At 35.9% G+C, this 23,171-nt stretch carries 21 protein-coding genes; 7 read left to right on the forward strand and 14 right to left on the reverse strand.

The window, feature by feature from the left end; translation table 11 throughout:
* Window positions 1–182 precede the first annotated feature (182 nt).
* The 9 genes from BM260_RS06515 to BM260_RS06555 form a co-directional block, all read right to left on the reverse strand.
* A complete protein-coding gene (locus tag BM260_RS06515) occupies window positions 183–1,907 on the reverse strand; it encodes a GMC family oxidoreductase (RefSeq protein WP_093536268.1) in 1,725 nt (574 codons plus the stop codon).
* Window positions 1,908–1,930: 23 nt separating this feature from the next.
* Window positions 1,931–2,701 carry a gluconate 2-dehydrogenase subunit 3 family protein gene (locus tag BM260_RS06520; RefSeq protein WP_093536270.1) on the reverse strand — a complete coding sequence of 257 codons (771 nt, stop codon included), beginning with the start codon at window positions 2,699–2,701 and terminating at the stop codon, window positions 1,931–1,933.
* 68 nt (window positions 2,702–2,769) lie between these two features.
* Window positions 2,770–3,027, reverse strand: coding sequence for a hypothetical protein (locus tag BM260_RS06525; protein ID WP_093536272.1), 258 nt, complete (start codon window positions 3,025–3,027; stop codon window positions 2,770–2,772).
* Window positions 3,028–3,604: 577 nt separating this feature from the next.
* Window positions 3,605–4,243, reverse strand: a complete 639-nt coding sequence (locus BM260_RS06530; RefSeq protein ID WP_093536274.1) for a GntR family transcriptional regulator — start codon at window positions 4,241–4,243, stop codon at window positions 3,605–3,607.
* Window positions 4,244–4,820: 577 nt separating this feature from the next.
* Window positions 4,821–5,636, reverse strand: coding sequence for an undecaprenyl-diphosphate phosphatase (locus BM260_RS06535; protein ID WP_093536276.1), 816 nt, complete (start codon window positions 5,634–5,636; stop codon window positions 4,821–4,823).
* A 69-nt stretch (window positions 5,637–5,705) separates the two neighbouring features.
* On the reverse strand, window positions 5,706–5,894 hold the full coding sequence (locus BM260_RS06540) for a hypothetical protein (RefSeq protein ID WP_093536278.1): 189 nt from the start codon (window positions 5,892–5,894) through the stop codon (window positions 5,706–5,708).
* Window positions 5,895–6,242: 348 nt separating this feature from the next.
* On the reverse strand, window positions 6,243–8,054 hold the full coding sequence (locus tag BM260_RS06545) for an ABC transporter substrate-binding protein (protein ID WP_093536280.1): 1,812 nt from the start codon (window positions 8,052–8,054) through the stop codon (window positions 6,243–6,245).
* A gap of 24 nt (window positions 8,055–8,078) precedes the next feature.
* The gene (locus BM260_RS06550; RefSeq protein WP_245762651.1) at window positions 8,079–9,569 is read right to left on the reverse strand and encodes an ABC transporter permease; all 1,491 of its coding nucleotides are present in this window, start codon (window positions 9,567–9,569) and stop codon (window positions 8,079–8,081) included.
* 20 nt (window positions 9,570–9,589) lie between these two features.
* Window positions 9,590–11,035 (reverse strand): ABC transporter permease, encoded by a 1,446-nt coding sequence (locus BM260_RS06555; RefSeq protein ID WP_093536282.1) that lies wholly within the window; start codon window positions 11,033–11,035, stop codon window positions 9,590–9,592.
* Window positions 11,036–11,160: 125 nt separating this feature from the next.
* On the opposite strand from BM260_RS06555, the gene BM260_RS06560 reads away from it, so the two are divergent.
* The gene (locus tag BM260_RS06560; RefSeq protein ID WP_093536284.1) at window positions 11,161–12,912 is read left to right on the forward strand and encodes an ABC transporter ATP-binding protein; all 1,752 of its coding nucleotides are present in this window, start codon (window positions 11,161–11,163) and stop codon (window positions 12,910–12,912) included.
* Window positions 12,913–12,963: 51 nt separating this feature from the next.
* On the opposite strand, the gene tatA is transcribed toward BM260_RS06560, so the two are convergent.
* Window positions 12,964–13,170, reverse strand: coding sequence for a twin-arginine translocase TatA/TatE family subunit (gene tatA / locus BM260_RS06565; protein ID WP_093536286.1), 207 nt, complete (start codon window positions 13,168–13,170; stop codon window positions 12,964–12,966).
* A 471-nt stretch (window positions 13,171–13,641) separates the two neighbouring features.
* Between tatA and BM260_RS06570 the strand changes: the two genes are divergently transcribed.
* From BM260_RS06570 to BM260_RS06580, 3 genes are all read left to right on the forward strand, one after another.
* Complete coding sequence (locus BM260_RS06570) at window positions 13,642–13,899, forward strand: hypothetical protein (RefSeq protein ID WP_093536288.1); 258 nt, start codon at window positions 13,642–13,644, stop codon at window positions 13,897–13,899.
* 82 nt (window positions 13,900–13,981) lie between these two features.
* Window positions 13,982–14,758 carry a gluconate 2-dehydrogenase subunit 3 family protein gene (locus BM260_RS06575; protein ID WP_093536290.1) on the forward strand — a complete coding sequence of 259 codons (777 nt, stop codon included), beginning with the start codon at window positions 13,982–13,984 and terminating at the stop codon, window positions 14,756–14,758.
* 28 nt (window positions 14,759–14,786) lie between these two features.
* Window positions 14,787–16,502 carry a GMC family oxidoreductase gene (locus BM260_RS06580; protein WP_093536292.1) on the forward strand — a complete coding sequence of 572 codons (1,716 nt, stop codon included), beginning with the start codon at window positions 14,787–14,789 and terminating at the stop codon, window positions 16,500–16,502.
* Between the two features lie 178 nt (window positions 16,503–16,680).
* On the opposite strand, the gene BM260_RS06585 is transcribed toward BM260_RS06580, so the two are convergent.
* From BM260_RS06585 to BM260_RS06595, 3 genes are read right to left on the reverse strand one after another with little or no spacing between them, the layout of a single operon-like run.
* Complete coding sequence (locus tag BM260_RS06585) at window positions 16,681–17,367, reverse strand: alpha/beta fold hydrolase (protein WP_245762652.1); 687 nt, start codon at window positions 17,365–17,367, stop codon at window positions 16,681–16,683.
* Window positions 17,368–17,384: 17 nt separating this feature from the next.
* Window positions 17,385–17,996, reverse strand: a complete 612-nt coding sequence (locus tag BM260_RS06590) for a histidine phosphatase family protein (protein ID WP_093536296.1) — start codon at window positions 17,994–17,996, stop codon at window positions 17,385–17,387.
* Between the two features lie 15 nt (window positions 17,997–18,011).
* Window positions 18,012–18,389, reverse strand: a complete 378-nt coding sequence (locus BM260_RS06595; RefSeq protein ID WP_093536298.1) for a PH domain-containing protein — start codon at window positions 18,387–18,389, stop codon at window positions 18,012–18,014.
* A gap of 279 nt (window positions 18,390–18,668) precedes the next feature.
* Between BM260_RS06595 and BM260_RS06600 the strand changes: the two genes are divergently transcribed.
* The 3 genes from BM260_RS06600 (at window position 18,669) to BM260_RS06610 (ending at window position 21,511) form a co-directional block, all read left to right on the forward strand.
* Window positions 18,669–18,926 (forward strand): hypothetical protein, encoded by a 258-nt coding sequence (locus BM260_RS06600; RefSeq protein WP_093536300.1) that lies wholly within the window; start codon window positions 18,669–18,671, stop codon window positions 18,924–18,926.
* Window positions 18,927–18,987: 61 nt separating this feature from the next.
* Complete coding sequence (locus tag BM260_RS06605) at window positions 18,988–19,749, forward strand: gluconate 2-dehydrogenase subunit 3 family protein (protein WP_093536302.1); 762 nt, start codon at window positions 18,988–18,990, stop codon at window positions 19,747–19,749.
* A 46-nt stretch (window positions 19,750–19,795) separates the two neighbouring features.
* Window positions 19,796–21,511, forward strand: a complete 1,716-nt coding sequence (locus tag BM260_RS06610) for a GMC family oxidoreductase (protein ID WP_093536304.1) — start codon at window positions 19,796–19,798, stop codon at window positions 21,509–21,511.
* A gap of 167 nt (window positions 21,512–21,678) precedes the next feature.
* On the opposite strand, the gene BM260_RS06615 is transcribed toward BM260_RS06610, so the two are convergent.
* Window positions 21,679–23,121, reverse strand: a complete 1,443-nt coding sequence (locus tag BM260_RS06615) for a carbon starvation CstA family protein (protein WP_093536306.1) — start codon at window positions 23,119–23,121, stop codon at window positions 21,679–21,681.
* Between the last annotated feature and the right edge of the window lie 50 nt (window positions 23,122–23,171).

A 23,171-nucleotide genomic window follows, 5' to 3' on the forward strand; every position in this document is an offset into this window, starting at 1 on the left:
TTAAGAGAGAATTCTTTTACTATATTCAGAGAGTTTTGTACAAATCTGTTGCTATATTATTCTCAAATTTATAGAGCCGACGTATTTTTGTAGTCAGATCATATACATATTTACACAAAAAAACTCCTGACCGCAAATTAAATTCCGGTCAAGAGTTCTTTTATAGAATAACTAGTTGTCATTTATGCTTTAACTAGTAATCCGCCTTCTTTTAAATATTTTTGAATGCCTTCAGCAGCACGATAAGAAAGTGCACCCAGTGTTCCAGTTGGATTAAAGCAACTATTATGTGGGAATGCAGATGCACCTAAAACAAACACGTTTTCAGCTTCCCACATTTGTAGGTAAGTATTTAGCGCTGATTTCTCAGGGTCTGTCCCCATAATTACTCCACCTGTATTATGAGTATTTGAATCTTTATTTACGTTAAATGGACCTTGCTCTTCATTTGTGTCAATAATATCTGCACCAATTTCTTCTGCAAATTTACGCGTAATCTTAGACATGTATTTCCCCAACGCGCGGTCATTGTCTGTATATTCATATGTCATGCGTAATAATGGATATCCAAATTCGTCTTTAAATTCTGGGTCAAGGTCTAGATAATTTTCTTTATGTGGTAAAGAAGCACCTTGCGTTTTAACTGGGAAGTTTGAATTAGCATATTTAATAGATTTCTCTTTGAACTCAGCACCCCAGTTTGGCGTTCCTGCAGGTACACGGTTTACTGCAATCGGACGGTCACCATATTGTGTTGAACGAATACCAGCACCATGTATGAAATCTACTTCCGCATGGTCAAAGTTATCCCCCATGTATTCAGCAATCTCAATACCTAATGCTCCAGCGCCACCATATAGGTTAAACTCTTTGTCCTCGAAGAATAGCTGAGAACCTCCAGCTGTTACCTGATAACAGTAGTTTTTACCGATTGTCCCTTTACCTGTTTTTGGATCATAAGGAGTACCAATACCAGAGTTTAGAAGTAAACGTGAATTATTGAATACATAACTCGCAACTACAACTACATCTGCAGGTTGCTCAAATTTTTCTCCAGTTAGCATATCTACGTAAATAACCCCGTTTGCTTTACCACCACTTTTAGTTAATTCCACTACATTAGAATGTGTACGAAGATCTAGCTTACCTGTTTGTTTTGCAACCGGAATTACCGTTACTGCTGGGTCACCTTTCGCTCCATATTCACAACCAAAGTTTTCACAATACGCACAGTATTGACATGCTCCACGAGAGATGCCGTCAGGGTTTGTATATGCTTCAGAAAGGTTTGCTGCAGGAATAACGAAAGGTTTGTATCCAAAGCTTGTTGCCGCTTTTTCGAATTCTTTCATTAATGGTGTTTTCACTAAAGGAGGCGTTGGATATGGATTCGTACGTTTCCCCCAAAGTTCTACTGTTTCCCCTGAAATACCAGCCATTTTTTCGAATGTATCATAGTATGGTTCCATCTCATCATAGGTTATACCCCAGTCTTCAAGACCTTCCATCCAAGCAGGGATTTTTTCGATTCCGTAACGCTCAATTGTTTTTGTACGTATTTCGAAGTCATAAGGTAAGAAACGATAAGTTTGTCCATTCCAGTGACTCCCTGCACCACCTACTCCGTCACCTACTATGAATGTACCGTAGTGACGCATTGGTAAAGCCTTACCGGATAATGTATTTCTATAAGTAATAGTTTCCTTCGAAAGATCTTGCATTAATTCTTGACGATGTTGATAACGAAGCTCATCATGTCCCATTGTATAGTCAGCTGTTGTCCGGTCTTTACCTCGTTCTAACCCAACAACACTTATGCCTGCTTTTGTTAGTTCAGCTGAAACGATCCCACCAGCCCAACCCATTCCTACTACTACAACAGGTACTTTAGGTAATTTTGTAACCATTTATATGTCAGTCCTCTCTATTATTAATGTCCCATATGAGAATTTAAACTTTGTGGTTCCAGTTGGATAAATTTCTCATCTTGTATTTCAGCTACATATTGCATACGAGAACCTGGATACTTACGCATACTCCAACCTAACATTTCATTGTTACCACCATACATTGGGTCTGCATATACACCTTCAATAGTTAATGTGCGTAGTAAATTGAAAAATTGAGAAGAGGAAATTTTTCCATATAATTCAACTTTACCTTCACTAAAAGAAAGTAGAACTTCATCTTGTTTAGCAGCTTCTAACTCTTTAAAATCAACTTCATATTGTTCATTACTATACTTGTCTATACTAACTAAACCAGCTAGAAACAAATCTTTTCTAAGTATTTTCGTTTGTGGACCTTGGTTTTCTTCTGCTTTATAAAATGCACCTAAACGGTAGTCTTTAACGTTAGAACCCCATGGACCAGCCAACTGATGATCAATATAAATAGCTGCATTAAGTTCTTTTGCACCAGGGCCATTTGCATCTTCTGGGAAAATACGTTCCACTGCGGCTTGAGTAACTTGATATTGGTTTGGTGTGAAGAACATTAAAGCTACATTTGGGTTAGCCTTAGGTGTTGCCGCGTGATTGTGAGTTTTAGTAGTGGTCGCTGATTTGTCATCTTTTATTAGAAGACTTCCTAAAGCTCCCCCTAAAACAACTCCCCCTACTGTCAAACCAGAATTTTTGATAAACGTCCGTCTAGACGATCGTTTGTCTAAAACAGTGTTATTCTTTTCTTGTTCTGACATAATAAAACCTCCTATAAATTTAATAGTTTTCTATTTAATCGCTTAATAAATATTCTTCATTTTTTCTTTTAATGCACAATAGAGCTCCAATTGTAAACAATCGTATGCAGAACTGAAAAAGCAAGCAATGAAGCTATAAAAATAGTGTGTTTTCTTCCTGTCCAACAAAGAACAATGATAGCTAAACCAATCCCAGAACCTAATAGGGCAAACCAAGGGAATGGACTATTATAAAAAAAGAGTAAAAGTGCAAAATCAGCTACGATGAAAAGGGCCAGTAGCACTTGATTGAGCATCCTCAGTTCTTCTAAATTGTATTGCGTCATACTTATTCTCCTTTTTATGCAATAGTAAAAACACGTTTCAAAAGATTATTTTATTTTGTATACAAAATATATGTTTTTGTATACAAAAACAACATTATCTATTCTACTATATTCTTTTGTTGTTTGTACACCTTAAAAATTTTAGGAAATAATCATGAACAAGAACTTTTCACTCAGTTTGATATAACTTATTAAGTTAGTGAAACGAGGATCAGTTTTCTTTATGACAAGACAATATTAGTACCTAAGAAGATGGTACTTCCCAAGTATGAACTGTAGCTTTTACAAGATAGTGCGACTATTTTTAACAGATCTTAGATTGAAATTAGATATATTTATAGTGAAGTTTAGAAAACGAGGACTATGTAGAAAAGTATTCCAAATAAAAAAACACCCAAAAAAGGTGCAATGGAGGTACTATAAGTATTTAGGCTGTCCGTGGTGAGTTTTTAGCACTAATTCATATGCTAACTAGATAAATTAGTGCTCTGTATAATCTGGGAAATTTTAACATCTTACTTCAGATAGGTTTGAATGCAATTTAATCATCACTTTTGGTGACTAAACAATAAATAATTTAAAACTGTCCATTCCTTCCGATAAGCTCCAGAGTAAAATTCATGTCTTTATATAAATGTTCTGCTATGAGTTCTCCAGCAAGTTGTTCATCCTTGCTCTTAATGGCTTTGTAAATTTCTTCATGCTCATCTATTATATTTGGACGACTATATATATCAAGCCTTAGACTAAACAAATAGAAAATTGTCTGAGCTTGTGCTAATCTTTCAATCATTATTGGATTTTGACATTCATTTATAATTAAATCATGAAAACGTTGGTTTGCATTATATGTATTTTTGGACTGTCCTTCCATAAGCGAATTACGAGATGCCTGTATGGTATTCTCAAGTTCTTTAACCTTCTCCGCTGTCATATTTTTCGCTGCTCTTTTCGCTGCAAAGCTTTCTAGTACTATGCGCATCTCATATATGTATATCAAATCCTGTGCTGTCGGATTATAAATATGCTTGTTCTTAATTAATCCCTCTTGCTCTAACCTTTTAATTGCTTCTCGAATTGGTGTACGACTAACACCAATCTCATCTGCAAGACGCTCCTCTACTAACTTCATTCCGCCTTTGTAAGTTCCATCAAGCATAGATTCCCTAATGTATTCATAAGCCAATTTTTGTGCGTTCATCTTGTTTGAAACCATATCTTAACCCCCCGGAATTATTTTAAGTAAATACTTCCTTATTATACTTTACAAAGTATTATTTTAAAGAATAAAACATCCTCTTTAAAGGTAGAGGTTTATTTAAGATATACATAAAAATGGAGCTAGGATATGTTCTCCAGCCCATTTTATTTTGGTATTCTTTTTTACTAAATTACCTGTTGGTCTCATCAAGCAATTAATGTAATGTTATGTGCTTTTCTTATATTTTATAAAAGGAACCAGAACTATCAAGAAAACAAGCAAAAACAGAGATACAATGATTTTATTTCCTTTATCTGGCTCACCAAACAAATAAACTAATATGTTTGCAAATGACGGCATACCAAGCCATTCTAAAATTGGAACCACAAGAAACATGCCAATTTAAAAATATAAAATAAAAATAATTTTTTTACTCATATAGTTTTGCCGCTCCCTCATACTGTTAGATGAATTCCTCATATGTTCAAGTACTTCGACATTCTTCCAGTAATACCTGCTTATTGAACTAATCCGCGAGTTTAGTTCAATAAAAAAAGCTTTACTCCTTCTTGAAGTAAAGCAGTAAAGTACATTAGAAGAAAATTAGAAGTAATGCTCCTACGATGAAACAATAATATGTAAAATAAACCAGCTTCCCATTTTTCATAATTCCCATAAACCACTTCATCGCAAAATAGGTCATTAATAGTGTTGCTATAAAAGCAGCTAAATACGGAATTGCTAAGTCTGCTTTATTCGGTTCATTCAGAAAATCAGAAAGACCTAATATAACTCCTCCGAGGCTAACGGGAATATACAACATAAATGAAAATCGAAGTGCCGTATCTTGTTTCATTCCAACAGCAACTGCGGAAATAATAGTTGCACCTGAACGACTAATCCCGGGTGTTAATGCGACAGCCTGCCCTAATCCCACAATAAAAGCATCCTTAATTGTAATATCACTTTCGTCTTTTTTACCTTTCAGATTGCGAATTACCCACAAGGCAATCCCTGTTACGAAAAGCATCACCGCAATCGTTGTCATGCTAACACTTTCTGCTATATAGTCACTTAACAATATTCCTAGAACACCCGCTGGAATAGAGCCAATGATGATAAAGAAAACAAAACGAAAGTCACTCTTATAACGACGATTTTTCGTTTTCAAATAAAGAAATGAATTTACTGCAAGCCTTGCGATATCTTTTCTATAAATATAAAGTATCGCAAATAGTGAAGCTGTGTTTGTTAATATAGCAAATGTAAATCCTTGTTCACCTAGCCCCAAGATTTCACTAGCAATCATTACGTGTCCACTAGATGACACTGGAATTGGTTCTGTAAAGCCTTGCACTAGCCCAATAATAATCATTTTTATTATTAAGATAACATCTAATTCTCCCATTTTACCTCCCTATGAATTCTCGTTTTAAGGAACAATTATTTTTACGGACCAAAACAATATTGATCCTCATCAATCTCTTTTAACCTTATCGTCGCTATTTTTTCTTTTAGGTTGAACAAGCCAAATTACGAATAGAAAAAATAATGCAAAGCACACTCTAAATAACGTATTTAGAACTCTGTCGTCATATAAATCTGTTAATAAAATAAAACTTAAAGCATATCCAATTATAAAAACAAGGAACAAGCGAAATTTCATTTTTGCACCCCCAATAAATCACCAGTTGCAATAGTGATGCTTTTTTGATTGTTGATTCAAGGGTAATCTCCATATAAATAAGAGGAACGATACTACAACTAAAAAGATACGACCTAGTAAATCATGTCTTCCACATTAAACACTACCATACTTCTTACATTTTACTATTTCCAGTTGATAATTAGACTTTTTTTAGTCATTTCTTTAAGAAAATAGGAAACTTGGCATATCTCCATATCCTTTTTCTAGCCATTTTATCAAAACTGCATTCAACGACTAATACTATATATAAAAAAACCAGCCCCTAATACAAATCAAGATTTGTATAGAAACTGGCGCTTATAGTTATTATTTACTTGAATTATAAGCCTCTAAGAATTCTTTCACTTTCGCTGGATCTGCAACTACTTCATTTCCAGTATCCACAAGTGGACTTACAGTAGAAACTGCTTTGTTTTTATTTCCTTGATAATAATTTAAAATTTCATCTTGGTTAATCGAATACAGAATAGCTTTTCTTAGATCTTCGCTATCTGATACTGCACGGTTTTTGGTATTGAACAATAGATAAGACACAGCGTTACTGTCACTTTTTTGAAGTGTTAACTTGCTATCGCCTTCTACTAAGTCATATTTTGTTTCTGGCACTCCGTTGAATATGTGAATTTCTCCATTACGTAATGCTGAAAGTGTGCTATCTGGATCTTGTATAAAACGTACAGTTACATTAGAGATTTTAGCTTCATTTTCCGTTCCTGTCATATATGCAGGGTTTTTCAAGAATATAGCTTCATAATCATTTTTGTGTGACAAAATGTAAGGTCCGCTTGCATATAACGTATTGTTATATTTGGCACCTTCTGTAACGGTGTTTTGGTCCCCATAAGGGATATCTTTGTTAACATCGAATGATTCTACATCGTATGTGTTAATGCTTTCTACTTGTTTCTTAGACACGATACCTGCAGATTGGTGAGCTAAATAATTTAGTACTTGTGGGAATGGATTTACTGTTGTAATTTTCACTACCTGATATTTACCAGCTGCATTATCAGCTGCATTTTTGTCTTCTACTAATTCTGATATTTTGGCATCTAGGCCCTCTTCAAGTGCTTCTTTTACAGTAACTTCGCTACCAGACTGGTTTACATCAAGCTCTGCCAGATCCGTTACTACTTCTATTTCTTCCATACTTTCATGTAAGCTATATGTGCGGTGATCTGGTACAGATTTTTCATCTTTAGCTCGGTTTAATGAGAATACTACATCGTCTGCTCCAACACGTTCCCCAGTATCCACTGCTTTTTCATCTGTAACTGCAGTAAAGTTGATATCATCACGAAGAAGGAAATAATAAGATTGGTTTCCTTCCGCAATGACATGGTTAAGTGATAAAGAACCATCTGAGACTACTTTATCGTCATCTGTTAAATTTACAAGTCTTACATACATATTTGTATTTAACGTATTTATAGAACCGTCATTTCCTTTAATCGGGTCTAAAGATGTTAGTGCTCCGATTGGTTGTTGCATTATTAATGGTTGTGTCGCTCTTTTCGAAGTATCTACAAAGTCGATAGATTCCCATGCAATTGCACGTGATTTCGCAAGTCTTACTGTATCTGCATTTACAATTTCTTTATTTACACCTTGTGCTTTGAACGAATTATATAAAGGGGCAATATATGCTTTATCAAGCACAAGACGTTGTTCTAATTGCTTATAAGTCTTCGTAAATTCTTCTTCCGTTTCTGTACTTGCTTGCTCTATTAACTTATCTACTTCTTCATCAGACATAATACTGTTATCACCATCTGATTTGAATAGTGAACGTACCGCATAATCAGGATTTCCAGTAACTGTTGTCCAGCTAGATAGTGCTAAGTCATAGTTTCCTGCATCTTTTTGTGCTGTAAAGCTACCGTAATCTGGTTGGATATTCAACTTCACATCAAAACCATTTTTAATCAGTTGGTCACGTACGATATTCATGTCCGCTTCCCCAGTACTCATACCTAACAGTTCAATAGCTACTGCACTATCATCTGTTTTTACATCTTTGTTATCATTTCCTTTATCCGCAACGTCCGACTTCGTATTTACACATCCTGCTAATATCACTACCAGAGTGATCAGGATTGCCAATAAACTTTTTTTCATATTCATTTCCCCCTAAATAATTGTTTAATCCATTCTTGGATCAAAAGCATCTCTTAACCCATCTCCTAAGAAATTGAAAGATAATACAAGACCTATAATTGCTAGCCCCGGTATAATCGCTAGATAGGAATGCGATTCAAGATAAGTACTACCTATTTTTAAAATATTTCCCCACTCCGGAATATGTGGTTCAACCCCTAGTCCAAGAAAACTTAAACTACTCGTTGCAATTACAGCTCCTCCAATTGTTAAAGTGGCTTTTACAATCATCGGAGCGAGTGAGTTAGGTACAATCTGCTTAAAAATAATCGAGAAGTCAGAAGCACCTAAAGCTCGTGCAGAATCGACATACTCATAGTTCGATACCATGAGTACGTTTGCTCTCATCGTTCGCGCATAGCTTGGAATTGCACCAACACTAAGTGCTAATATCAGGTTCATCGTGTTAGCTCCGAACGCAGCTATAATAGCAATCGCAAGCAAAATTCCAGGAATTGCATACAGGATATCTAGCAATCGCATAATAATATTATCCGCACGTTTTGTATAATATCCTGCTATTGCTCCAAGAACCCCCCCTATTATTAGAGGAATAATTGTTGAAGCAAACCCTACCAGTAGAGATATTCTTGCTCCAAAGATAATTCTAGAAAATAGATCCCTTCCAAAATCGTCTGTTCCAAAGGGATGCTCTAGGCTAGGTTGTTGAAGCAAGCTTCCATAATCATTTTCTACCGCCATATCATAATCGAATGTATACTTGCTACAAACTGATAGAGAAAGCATAAGTATGATGAAGAACATTCCTAATATCGCAGTGGAATTGCGAGTGATTTTACCCCAAATCGTGTTCCACTTTATAATTCTTGAACGATCGTGGCTCCGTATCTTTACTATTAAACTTATACCAAGTAACAGGTTAAACAAATTACCAGTTACAGATGAAGCAATCAATACAATAGCAATGACCAAAAACCAAGATGGTGCAGATTCATCCTGTACATATTTTGATACAAGAACTAAAGTTACTACTTGAAAAACCAGTATTCCCACCAGAATTCCCATTGCGGGTAAAAAAGTATCTGTCACATACGGCTTAAACATATTAAAAGCAGAGATTGCAATTACGAAAAGCTGTGTAAATAACATGTATACAGCAAATGTGTAATCTGGTGTTTTTTTGTTTTTTATCAAGTTAAAAGCAAATGATGCCGTAAAAACATTTGCACTCAATATACTTAAGAGTTGAATATATCCTAGCTTTCTTGTAATTGGCTGTATGGCACCAAATTTTAAAAGATCTTTTTTAATTTTCCATGTTAGGAAAAATTGATACAAAGTGAATAATGCATAAACTAAAAATATCGTAAAAACAAGAGACTTTATCTTTCCTTCTTTATAGTTAAAACTATTTATAAGGAAAACTAGGCTGACTACAATAGAAAGAACCAATGCAAAGTTTGCTTGCGTATACTCTCGAGACAATTTCAAAGCATGTTTTTTAAACGAGTTCACCCTCTACACCTACTTCTATATTACAGTTGCTTCATCTTAGATCGAATGCGAGGGTCAAAAAACGCATACAAAATATCGATGAGCACGTTTACTAATGAAATTGTTATAGCAATATATATGACCCCACCCATGATGGCAGGAATGTCGGGGATAAACTGTTTATCTACAATATAACTACCTATACCGCTAATATTGAATACTTTCTCTGTAACAGCTGCTCCCCCGAGCATATCTCCAAACAACAATCCAATTACTGTAATAATGGGAATCATTGCGTTACCAATAGCATGCTTCCATAGAACTTGACGTTCATTTAGCCCCTTCGCCTTTGCCGTAATAATATAATCCTCATTTATTATTTCTAGCATAGAGGAGCGAGTCATTCTTGCAACAGAAGCTGTAAGCCCTGTACCTAAAACTATTACTGGCATAATAATCGACAACATATTCTGAGGGTTATAAGTGGCAGGTAACCACTGCAGTTTAATAGAGAAATTTAATATAAATATTAAGCCCTGCCAGAAATTCGGAATAGATAATCCAATTAATGCGATAAACATAAAGGAATAATCTAGAAATGTATTTTGTCTAGTAGCTGATATGATTCCAACTGGAATGGCAATAACAATAGCCATTAATAGTGAGAAAATCGCAATTGTTAAAGTAATCGGGAACTTATTAGCAATACTAGCTGCTACGTCTTCATTCCCAGTAAAGGAAGCACCTAAGTCAAATGTGAAAATCCCTTTAACGGCATTCCATAATTGCATCAAGTAAGGCAGATCCAGACCATACGTATGATTAAAAGAAGCAATTTGCTCTTTCGTTGCAGATTCACCTAAAAGATTTGCAGCAGGATCAAAAGGCGACAAATATAAAATAGTAAATACTAGCACCGAGACACCTGCAATGACAAAAACACTCATAATTAGGCGTTCGAAGATAAATTTGATAAAGAAATTACTAAACAACAACAGCAATATATACATCAGTACTCCAGGTATAAAAGAAACAATTAAAAAGAGCGGATTTTTTAATAAACGTTGAAAATAGGAGATATAATTTAGCTTTGTTAAACCCTGACGTTCATACTCGTCATTTATTTTTTCTGCGAGTATTTTCGAGTAGCGTTCCTCTGCTAGCCTATCTACTTCCCGATTCATTTGCTGTTCATCCACTTTTTCCTGAAAGAAAGCATGTTTTCGAACGTATTGTTCCTTGAAATCACTTAATAACTTTTCTTTAAGCCCTGCTGTTTGTAATGACTCATTTATTATTTTATGAATAGTAAAATATGTATCACTTTTTCTTTTAGATTGGTAAAAGAAAAAAATAATAAGATGTAAGGGTAATCCTAATACTAACAACAAATATTTGTAGGAAGGTCGTTTCATCATTTTCTCAAAAACATATGAAAGATGAGCAGAAAAACCAAAATTGAGCGATGGTTCTTTGTGTAATTCCATCGACTATTTACCTCCTTTCTGATATTGTATAATTCCTAGTGGTATTGTAAAGTATAGATAGGAAATTTTATTTAGTCAATGATATTTGTTTAATATTATATATAGGAATAGGTAGGTGTTTTACGTTGGAGACGGTTCTAAAGGTTAAAGATTTACATATCTCGTTTCTGACCAGCGACAAAGAATTTGAAGCTGTGCGAGGTGTCAGTTTTGAAGTGAAAAAAGGAGAAACTATTGGGATTGTTGGAGAATCAGGTAGCGGCAAGAGTGTTACCGCTCGTTCAATTATGAGATTACTTCCTTCCCCTCCTTCCTTGTTAAAAAACGGCGAGATTGAATTTCTCGGAGAAAATCTTATAAATAAGTCAGAAAAAGAGATGGAAAGTATCCGAGGGCAAGATATTAGTATGATCTTCCAAGACCCTATGAGCTCCCTTAATCCTACTATTCGAATCGGCAAACAAATAGCTGAAAGTTTGATCAAACACCAAAAGTTATCCAAAAAGGAAGCAAAAAAACAAGCGCTTGACCTACTCAAGTTAGTAGGAATTAAAAATAGCGAAGAACGCTTCAATCAGTATCCGCATGAGTTTTCTGGTGGAATGCGTCAAAGAGTCATGATTGCAATAGCATTGGCTTGTCGTCCTACTCTTCTGATTGCAGATGAACCTACAACTGCACTTGATGTTACCATTCAAGCGCAAATATTAAACCTCATGAAAGACATGCAAGCACGTTTTGGAACATCTATTATTTTAATCACCCATGATTTGGGTGTAGTGGCCGGAATGTGTGACCGAGTAGCAGTCATGAAGGATGGAGAAATTGTTGAAACTGGGACAACGGAAGAAATCTTTGAAAATCCTCAACATGACTATACAAAAAAACTACTTAACGCTCTTCCAAGATTAGATCAGAAAAAAAAAGCTAAACGTCCTTCTCTCCATTCCATTGGGACAGAAGACGGAAAACCTCTACTAGATGTACGTTCCCTTAAAATGAATTTCGATGTTGGAAAAGGCAATGTACTAAAAGCAGTTGACGATATTAGCTTTTTCATAAAACCTGGAGAAACATTAGGGTTAGTCGGAGAATCTGGTTCAGGTAAGTCTACAACTGGTAGAGCAATACTTCGACTTCATGAACCAACAGACGGAGATGTATTATATCAAGGTTTAGCGATAAATAGACTTAGTAAAGATGAAATGAAAACAATGCGTCGACATATGCAAATGATCTTTCAAGATCCCTACTCTTCATTAAATCCACGCTTTAAAGTATTGGATATAATCGGGCAAGCATTAGATATACACCGTTTAAGTAAAAACAACGAGGAAAGAAAACAGCGCGTGGAAGAATTACTCCTAATGGTGGGACTAAAACCTGAACACGCCATGCGGTACCCACATGAGTTTTCTGGTGGGCAACGCCAAAGAATCGGAATCGCTCGGGCACTTGCTGTTGAGCCTGACTTTATCGTTTGCGATGAACCCTTATCCGCTTTAGATGTCTCTATACAATCTCAGATTGTCGACTTGCTAGAGGATCTCCAACATCGTCTGGGGCTTACCTATTTGTTTATTGCGCATGACTTATCAATGGTCAAGCATATTAGTGATAGAGTGGCAGTTATGTACGCTGGGAAAATTGTAGAGCTTGCAGAAAGCGAGGAGCTCTATTCTAACCCTCAGCACCCTTATACAAAATCATTACTAGCCGCAATTCCAATTCCCGATCCTAAAGTAGAGGCCAAGAAAAAACGGTCTCTAATGGAAGACAACTTAGAAATAGATAAATACCAATTGAGTCAATCCGAGTTAATAGAGGTATCCCCGGAGCATTGGGTAGCTATTCCTAAACAACATGCTCTAATCTAGCAACGCATATTAACGCATACAAAAAGCCACCTAAATAGGTGGCTTTTTGCATTAGATATTTTTTTTAGTTTCTGTTTCTTTGTCTTCTATTCTAAATTCTTCTGCAACATCGTCCACTATATCTTTAGTTGAGTTTTTGAATTCTTTTAACGTCTCTCCCACTGCTCTACCCAATTGAGGTAACTTTTTCGGACCGAAAACGATTAAAGCAATGATTAATATAATGATTAAACCTGGTATTCCGATATTTGGCATTATAATCTCTCCTATACTTTTTCTATATAATTTTCACGTGGTTTTTTGCAATAGTTGTTTATCTGACAAAAAATATTGGTTGTTTTGTATCAATTACACATTATACTCCTACGTTTAAATTTGTAAATACCTAGGTACTCAATATGAATTGTGTGAGCATGAAATGTCTCCTTGATACAAAATCTACTTTTTTCACTTCGCTAACTTTCTTGAGCTTTGTTTATCCAACTAGTTCTTTAGCTTTTTTACCTTTAAAACACTAGTTACTTTATACCAATAACACAGGCGTTTTTACTATAAATTTGCAATATTTATGCGAATTTAATGTTTTTTCAGAATAAAATTATATTTTCTAATCCGAAATAAATATGTAGTATTGAAGAAATAAAAGGAGTAGACTGGTAAACGGTTGTTTTGTTATGTATAAAAATTACATTTTCATAGTTTTGTGAACTATGTTAAAGGAGAATAAAAGTGACGCAATATAACTTAGAAGAATTAAAACTGTTGAATCAAGTAATTTTTGCTTTATTTATAGTAGCAGATTTAGCACTTGGTCTCTTTTACTATAATAATGAGTTCCCTTGGTTCGCGTTAATAGGTTCAAGTATTGGACTAGCTATTATTGTTCTTTGCTGGACTGGAAAAAAATATATATACTTTATCGCTTTTTTATTGGTTTATACGATCCTATTTTCATTAGTTTATAACTGGCATTCATTTTTTCATTAATTAGATTATTTTTTTAATTCATTGTTTACCTGAATAAACAATTTAAGCTATTTTTCTACTAATTTACGTTGGAGGTTATATTATGTCAGAACAGAAAAAAAAGGCTCCATACTTAGATAAACGTTCATCTAGACGTACTTTTATCAAAAATTCTGGATTAACAGTTGGTGGGGTTGTACTAGGTGGAGCACTTGGTTCTTTACTAGGCAAAGACTCATCTGAAACTAACGAGACTGGAGTCCATTCAGCAGCTGCTGGGGTTAACTTCAACCAAGCACTGATGTATTTTGACAAAGCACAATTCGATACGATAGATGCGGCAACAGAACAAATTTTCCCTAAAACTGAAGTAGGACCCGGTGCGAAAGAATTACTTGTTGCATATTATATCGATCATCAACTTGCAGGAAGCTTCGGCCTTAACTCAAGAGAATATATGACTGGTCCTTTCTTCCCTGCAGAAGCAGTTCCACAACAAGGGTACCAAACCCATTTAAATCGTCAGCAAGTTTTTAACCTTGGAATTACAGCTTTAAATACAGAGGCTGCGAAGAAATCCGATGAGAAGCCTAAATTTGCTAATTTAACAGAAGAACAACAAATCGAAATCTTAAAAGATTTCGAAGCTGATAAAGTTAAATTAAGCGGAGCTGTTAGTTCATCCTTTTTCTTTACTTTGCTTAGAAAAGTAACGATTGAAGGAGTATATGCTGATCCAATGTATGGCGGTAATAAAGATATGGCTGGTTGGAAAATGAAAAATTTCCCTGGACATCAAACGAATTATATGAACGTATTAGAAAAAGATGAATTCGTGAAAATCGCTCCTATGAGCTTAAACTCGCAACATCAACATTAATATCTACCAATAGAAAGGGTGAAAAACTTTGGCAACTAAATTACCAAAAACAGATATAGTTTTAGTAGGGGTAGGTTGGGTAGGCGGTATTATTGCAGCTGAACTTACAAAAAAAGGATATAAAGTGGTAGGTATTGAACGTGGTAAAGAACGTTCTACTGAAGATTATTTTATGGCTCACGACGAATTACGATACGCAGATCGTAAAGAAATGATGCAGGATCTTTCAAAAGAAACACTTACATTCCGTCATAATACGACACAACGAGCATTACCTTATCGTGAATGGGGTAGCTTCTTAATTGGAGAAGGAACAGGTGGTTCAGGAGAGCATTGGAATGGACAAACTTTCCGCTTCTTACCATACGATTTCGAGATCTATTCAGAAACTGTTAAACGTTACGGAAAAGGTAAAATCCCTAAAGGGATGATGCTTCAAGACTGGGGTATAACTTACAAAGAGTTAGAACCTTACTTTGATAAATTCGATGCTATGACTGGTATTGGCGGCGAACCAAATCCATTGCCTGGTTCTCCACAAGTTAAATATCCTAACCCACCAATGTTGGAAACACCTGTTACAGCATTATTCAAAAGTGCAACTAAAGATCTTGGATATCATCCATACCATATGCCATCTAACAATTTAACACAACCATATACAAATCCAGATGGTATTGCTCGTAGTGCTTGCCAATATTGTGGTTTCTGTGAACGTTTTGGTTGTGAATATGGAGCGAAAGCATCACCAGTAGTTACAGTATTACCTGTAGCTAAGGAAACAGGGAACTTCGAAGTTCGGCCTCATTGTGTAGTACGTAAAGTTCTACACACGAACGGAAAAGCTACAGGTGTACTTTATGTAGACACACGTACTGGTGAAGAGTTTATTCAAGAGGCAGATGTAGTTGTAGTTTCAGCCTATCAAATGAATAATATTAAACTTCTATTAAATTCTCAACTTGGCCGCCCATATGATCCAGTTACTGGTACAGGAGTTATTGGTAGAAACTATGCATATCAAACATATTTGGGTACTGCTGTTGGTTTCTTCGATAAAGATTTTAATATGTATGCTGGAGCAGGTGCTCTAGGAGCTCAAATTGATGACTTCAATGGAGACTTCTTTGATCACACTGACTTAGATTTCTTACATGGTGCTACAATTCATATTACACAACTAGGGGATCGCCCTATTGCGAATAATCACGTACCACCAAACGTTCCAAGTTGGGGCAAAGAGTTTAAAGACGCTTCTGTCCAAAACGCAAACCGAGCTCTTATCATTAAAGCACAAGGAGCTTCCCTTCCTTGGCAAGATAATTACATCGATCAAGATCCAACGTATAAAGATGCATTCGGTGACCCATTACTTAGAATGACGTTCAATTGGAAAGACCAAGACCGTCAACTAATGAAATTTATGGGCGAAAAATGTGCTGAGATCATGAAGCAAATGGGTGCAAAAGAAGTTAAAATGACTGGTGATGAAATCGGCGATTACGATATTCGTAACTATCAGTCTACTCATAATACTGGTGGAGTAATTATGGGTGCTGACCCAGAAACAAGTGCTTTAAACAGTTACCTACAAATGTGGGATTGTGAAAACGTATTCGTACCAGGTGCAAGTGCCTTTGCACAAAACTCAGGATACAACCCAACGAACACTGTTGGCGCATTAGCATATCGTGCTGCAGAAGGTATTGAAAAATACTTGAAAACTGGCGGATCTTTAGTTTAAAACTAGACGCTTCTAAATGAACAAATAATATTTGCTTAACTATAACAATTAATTTCTACTCATAGAATTAGCCAACAACTTAAAAACTGCTACCTTCTTTCCATCAAAGAAGGTAGCAGTTTTTTAATATATGGATTCATCCTCAAACTTCCAACTACTCTTTTGATTTCTAAGAAACTTACACAGTCTTTATAAATACTTCTAATATCTTTGTGTAAATTTCAGGCTGTTCATCATGAACCAAATGCCCTGCAAACGGAACAATTGCAATACGTACATTTGAATTTATCTCAGGATAAATGGATGCACCGATAGTTTCATTCCGCTTTTTCTCCCCTACGATGAATAGTACTGGGAATTCAAATTTTGTTACTGCCTTTACATCTTCAAATGGATACCAGTTTTCATTTTTTCCAAAATGAATGAACTGTCGCCAATCAGATTCATGTAGGTGATCAAAGTAATTAGCGAATTCTTTGTTTTGTAATAAATTATTTTGCCCATTAACATCTTCCTGATGGATTTCCAACCAGTTGTCCGGCTTTACTGGTGTAACTCCTGAAATAGCTAACGTAATAACCCTTTCTGGAAACATGTGTGCAAATTTAATCGCTACAAGTGCACCCAACGAACACCCTACGAGATGAACAGCAGAAACTTTTAAATAATCCAGCGTTTCCAATAAATCCTTTGCAGAATCCTCAAAGAAATTTTGTATATTTTCTGTTTTAGATCGACCATGACCTCTCAAGTCTGGAGAAATCACTTGGTAATTATGGCTAAAATACTCTCTTTGAAACTCAAAATCTAATAATCCAGTTTGCAAACCAGTATGTACAAAAACGATAGGTTTCCCATTACCCATAACATTTGTATGCAATATCAATCTATCTCACCTTTTAAATGTTCCTGTTTATTTAGAAACCTAATAATCCTAGCCTTCTCTTTTATTTCTAATAGATGGAGTCCGGTATCACTTGTCGCAAACCCAAATTCACTTTCATTAGGCTGCTTTAAAAATGCTTTGATGAATTGAGAGATAAACCCACCATGAGAGACAATTGCCACCCGATTATATCCCTGATAATCTTGCATGATTTTGTGAAAAATTCTTTCTGCACGAAAGCGAAACTCTAATTCTGATTCACCCTTTTCAATAGGAATATGTAATGGTCTTCCTGCTAGAGGTAGTGGATACTTCACCCGAGCTACCTCCTTAGAAAGTCCCGCTAGCACACCATTATTAAATTCCATTAAATCAGTTTCAATGAGCAAGTTGCAGCCGACGAATTTTTGTAGTATTTCGGCAGTGCCCTTTGCTCTTAATAAAGGACTTGCTAAGATAATATCAGGTGGTAGATGTTCTGCTACGTATGCCCCCATTGTATTTGCTTGCAGCTCCCCTAATTTAGTCAAGGCGAAGTCTGCTCTTCCTTCATGCACTCCCAGTAAATCTGCCTCCGATTGTCCATGTCGTATAATAAGTAACTCCACCTGCACATCTCCCTTTTAACGCATTACATATTCTGCTAATACACTTTGTACCTTATATATATTTAGGGTTTTATTGAATTTCTTTTGTATAGGAACTGAGCTTCCCGATAACCAAATTTTTAGTTCCGCGTCCAGATCAAAGGTGCCAGCAGTTTCAATTGAAAAATGAACGATACTTCTATATGGAATAGAATGATACTCTACCTTTTTTCCACTCATACCTTGTTTATCAATAAGCAATAACCGCTTGTTTGTAAAAACGATTAAATCCCGGATAAGTTTATACGCATGTTCTACCTTTTCAGAAGAGGCTAGTAAATCCTTTAACTCACTTTCAACCTGGCTATTTTCTATCTCCGACACATTCCCCATTAGCCCATCTAAAAATCCCATCTCTATTCCCCCTAATACATTTTAGTAACTATTCCATAGTTGTATCCCAATCTCCTGCTAGGATATGAAAAAAGCCTACTCCCAATTACAATATATTGATATCGCATAGGAACATTTTTATTATCTGAATATTTTTTTATTTAATTTTTGCAAATATTATCTAGAAACCAAGATAAAAATAGGATACACTGAGTACGATTTGTTTTGTATTATTACTCTTTAATAATTAGTATAAATAAAATTTACTAAACAAATAGTATAAGTCAAAGGAGAAATAAAGTGACGCAATATAATTTGGAAGAATTAAAAATTTTGAATCAAGTATTATTGGCATTATTTATAGTAGCTGATTTTGCTCTAGCTCTTTTCTTCTATAATAGTGCATTCCCATGGTTTGCTTTAGTAGGCTCGGGTCTTGGTCTAGCCATTATCGTTCTTTGTTGGACAGGAAAACAACATTTGTACTTTATAAGCTCTTTAATTGTATTTACTGTACTGTTTTCTATCGTCTATAACTGGCATTCCATTATCCATTAATTTTTTTGCATAAATATTTACCTAGTTAAAATTCTCAACTACTTATATAGGAGGTTATATTATGACTGAACAGAAAAAAAATACACCTGTTTTAGACAAACGTTCATCGAGACGTACTTTCATCAAAAACTCAGGTTTAACAGTTGGTGGAGTCGTTTTAGGGGGAGCCCTAGGGAGTCTTCTCCTAAAGGATGGAAAGACTACAACGAATGAAACAAATGTGCACTCAAGTACTGCTCCTTCTAATCCAAATGTTGCTTTAATGTACTTTACACCCGAACAATATCGTATAACGGAAGCTGCTTCTGAGAGAATTTTCCCGAAAGATGAAAACGGTCCTGGTGCAAAAGAATTACTTGTTGCCTACTATATTGACCATCAACTTTCAGGTGCTTGGGGCATGGGATCAAAAGAATATACATCTGGACCATTCTTCCCTGGAGAAGATACCCAAGGTTATCAAGGTCGCCAAAATCGTCAACAAATCTTTGAAATTGGTTTAAAAGGAATCCAAGATCACAGCTTAAAAACATATGATAAATCTTTCATAGAACTTTCGGAAGATGAACAAGACGCAATATTAACCGAGTTCGCTGATGGAAATGTGGAGCTTAAAGGTGTATCCTCTGCTCATTTCTTTGGTGTCCTAAGAACAGCAACAATTGAAGGCGCTTACGCTGATCCTCTATATGGTGGTAATGCAAATATGGAAGGCTGGAAGATGAAGAATTTCCCAGGACATCAGATGAGCTTCCTGGATATTATTGAAAAAGAATTTACGAAGATTGAACCGATGGCGTTAAATTCTCAGCACAAACATTAATAGAATCATAGCTATATAGAAATTGACGATTGAGGGGGAAATAATAATGGTAACAAAATTACCTAAAGTAGATGTTGTCACAATAGGTGTTGGTTGGTCCGCTGGTATCATCGCGGCTGAGCTGACAAAACAAGGTAAAAAGGTTGTTGGATTAGAGCGCGGTAAAGAGAGAAAAACAGAAGATTATTTTATGGCCCATGATGAGCTTAGATATGCAGTTCGACATGAAATGATGCAAGATCTTTCAAAAGAAACAATTACTTTCCGTAATAACGACAAAATGCGCTCTCTTCCTATGAGATCTTATGGTTCATTTTTACTCGGTGTTGGTGTTGGTGGTTCTGGTGCCCACTGGAACGGTCAAAACTTCCGTTTCCTTCCATATGATTTTGAACTGCGTAGTAAAACAATTGAAAAATATGGTTTAGATAAAATACCTGCTGATATGACTATCCAAGACTGGGGTATTACATATGATGAGATTGAACCTTATTATGATCAATACGAAAAAATGGCAGGTATTTCTGGCGAAGACAATCCACTAGGTGGAAGACGCTCTAACCCATTCCCTACTCCGGCGATGAAAAAAACAGAGGCAATGCGCTTATTTGATGAGGCTACAAAAAAAATGGGTTATCATCCGTATGTGCAACCTTCTGCCAATCTATCGGAAAATTATACAAACCCAGATGGAATTTCTCGAGTTGCTTGCCAATATTGTGGATTTTGTGAGCGTTTTGGCTGTGAATATGGTGCCAAAGCAGAGCCTGGTGTAACTGTACTGCCAGTTGCAAAAGCTACTGGGAACTTTGAAGTTCGTCCACATTCTGAAGTACGTCGTATTTTATACTCAAACGGAAAAGCTACCGGAGTTCTTTACACAGATTTAACTACTGGGGAAGAATTTGAACAATCAGCTGATGTTGTCGTATTATCAGGATATGTATTTACAAACGTTCGTCTTCTATTACTTTCTGGAATTGGAAGACCTTATGACCCAACTACTGGTACTGGCGTTATTGGGAAAAACTATGCCTATCAAATTCGTAAAGGTAGAGCAACTGGATTCTTCGATGATCATAAATTCAACAACTTTGCTGGTGCCGGCGGTTTAGGTATGATTATTGATGATTTTAACGGAGATAACTTTGATCACACTGATTTAGATTTTATTCACGGTGGGATGATTATCCTTGGTCAAACAGGACAAAGACCTATCGCTAACAACCAAGTTCCATCTGGCACAAAATCTTGGGGTAAAGATTTTAAAGATGCTTCCCTAAAATATACAAATGCTTCCTTAACGGTAAGTGGTGAGGGTGCTTCGATGGCTTATAAGCAACATTTCCTAGACTTAGACCCTACTTATAACGATGCATTTGGAGATCCATTAGTTCGAATCACTTTTGACTTCGAAGAACAAGATCGTCAATTGACGAAGTACTTGGCTGAAAAGTGTGAAGGAATTCTGAAAGAAATGGGTGCGAATCATGTGGATGTTAGTGGAGATCTAGGGCCTTACAATGTAGCTGAATATCAATCCACTCATAATACTGGTGGTGTAATTATGGGTGCGGATCCTGAGACGTCTGCAGTCAACAACTACTCACAAATGTGGGATGTTGAAAATCTATTTGTTGTAGGGGCTTCTTCATTCCCGCAAAATGCTGGATACAACCCAACTGGTACTGTAGGTGCATTATCTTACCGTGCGGCTGAAGGTATTCTTAAGTATATGGAAAAAGGCGGATCGTTAATTTAGTATTAATTTCATAGAATTAGTCAACAACAAAAAGCTACTCACTTCTTTCTATTAAAGAAGTGAGTAGCTTTTTTCTTACTAACCCCCAATTTTAGGAGGGTATTTAAAAAATAACGGAGAAACTATTTCGTTTCTCCGTTATTTAGTTCATGCAAGCCTATTTACTGTTATTCAGTCACATTATCCACTACTACATCCGTTTCAATCTGGTTTGCTCTATTATTTTTTGCTTTAATAAAGAACATGATTGTCAAAATAATTGTTAATACTATTCCAATATAGAAGGATAGTTCCAAGTCTAACCTAAATCCAATCTTTGCGTTTAAGATATAGACAAAAACCATATAAGTGATAAACAGTGCTGGTATTAGCGACACAATGTAGTTCTTTCCTTTAATGAACAAATACATTGTCGCAATCCATAAGGCGATTGCCGCTGTTGCTTGGTTTGCCCAAGAGAAATATCTCCACAAGATGTTGAAATCAATTTGCGTTAACATCGCCGATATAGCAAACAATGGAACAGCAATCATCAAACGTTTCGCCACTTTTTTCTGATCAATTTTCAAATAATCTGCAATGATTGAACGTGCAGCACGGAACGCTGTGTCACCTGATGTAATTGGTAGTACAACAGCACCCAGTACCGCAATTGTTCCACCAATAGCTCCTAATAAAGTCATGGATACTTCATTAACTACTGCAGAAGGTGTCCCTGTTGCGATAAATTCACTTAATGTTTGTCCGTCTAGCATACTCATTGCCGCTGCAGCCCAGATCATCGCTATGACTGCTTCCGTAATCATCATGCCATAGAATACATAACGACCTTGTGATTCTTTTTCGACAGTTCTCGAAATAATTGGTGATTGTGTCGCATGAAAGCCAGAAAGTGCACCACAAGTAATCGTAAAGAACAGAATCGGGAAAATTGGTACATTATCTGGGTGCATGTTTGTTAACGACAATTCTGGAATTGTATAATCAGAGACTAGTAAAGCAACTCCAACCCCCACGGTACCAATCAGTAGTACTGCGCCAAAGTATGGGTACAGTCTCCCGATAATTTTATCTATTGGAAGAATTGTAGATAAGAAATAATAAATAAAAATAACAACAATCAATATCCATAATGCTACTTTACCATCCATTAATAGCGCTAATAAAGAGGCAGGTGTCGTTACAAATACTGTCCCGACTAATAAAAGAAGCAGTAATGCGAAAACGTTTACAATATGTTTCGAAACGTTACCTAAGAACTTTCCAGCTAACTCTGGAATATGTGCACCTTTGTTTCGAATGGAGATCATACCCGTTAAATAGTCGTGTACAGCCCCTGCAAAAATGGCTCCTAAAACAATCCATAAGAAGGCGACTGGTCCGAATAACGCACCCATAATTGGTCCAAATATTGGACCTGTTCCTGCTATATTTAGCAGCTGGATGAGCGCATTTTTTTGTTTATTCATCGGTACGAAGTCAACGCCGTCTGCATTTGCATATGCAGGTGTTTTTCGAGCATCTGTAGGATCAAAAATCTTTTCAATGAATTTCCCATAAGTAAAATACGCGACAATTAATAGTGCAATTGCACAAAAAAATGTAATCATGTGAGCCCTCCTATTTCCTTCTATTTCTGAATTTAGTTTTTCTTGCGATA

This window comes from Psychrobacillus psychrotolerans (genome assembly GCF_900115805.1).
Lineage (GTDB): Bacteria > Bacillota > Bacilli > Bacillales_A > Planococcaceae > Psychrobacillus > Psychrobacillus psychrotolerans.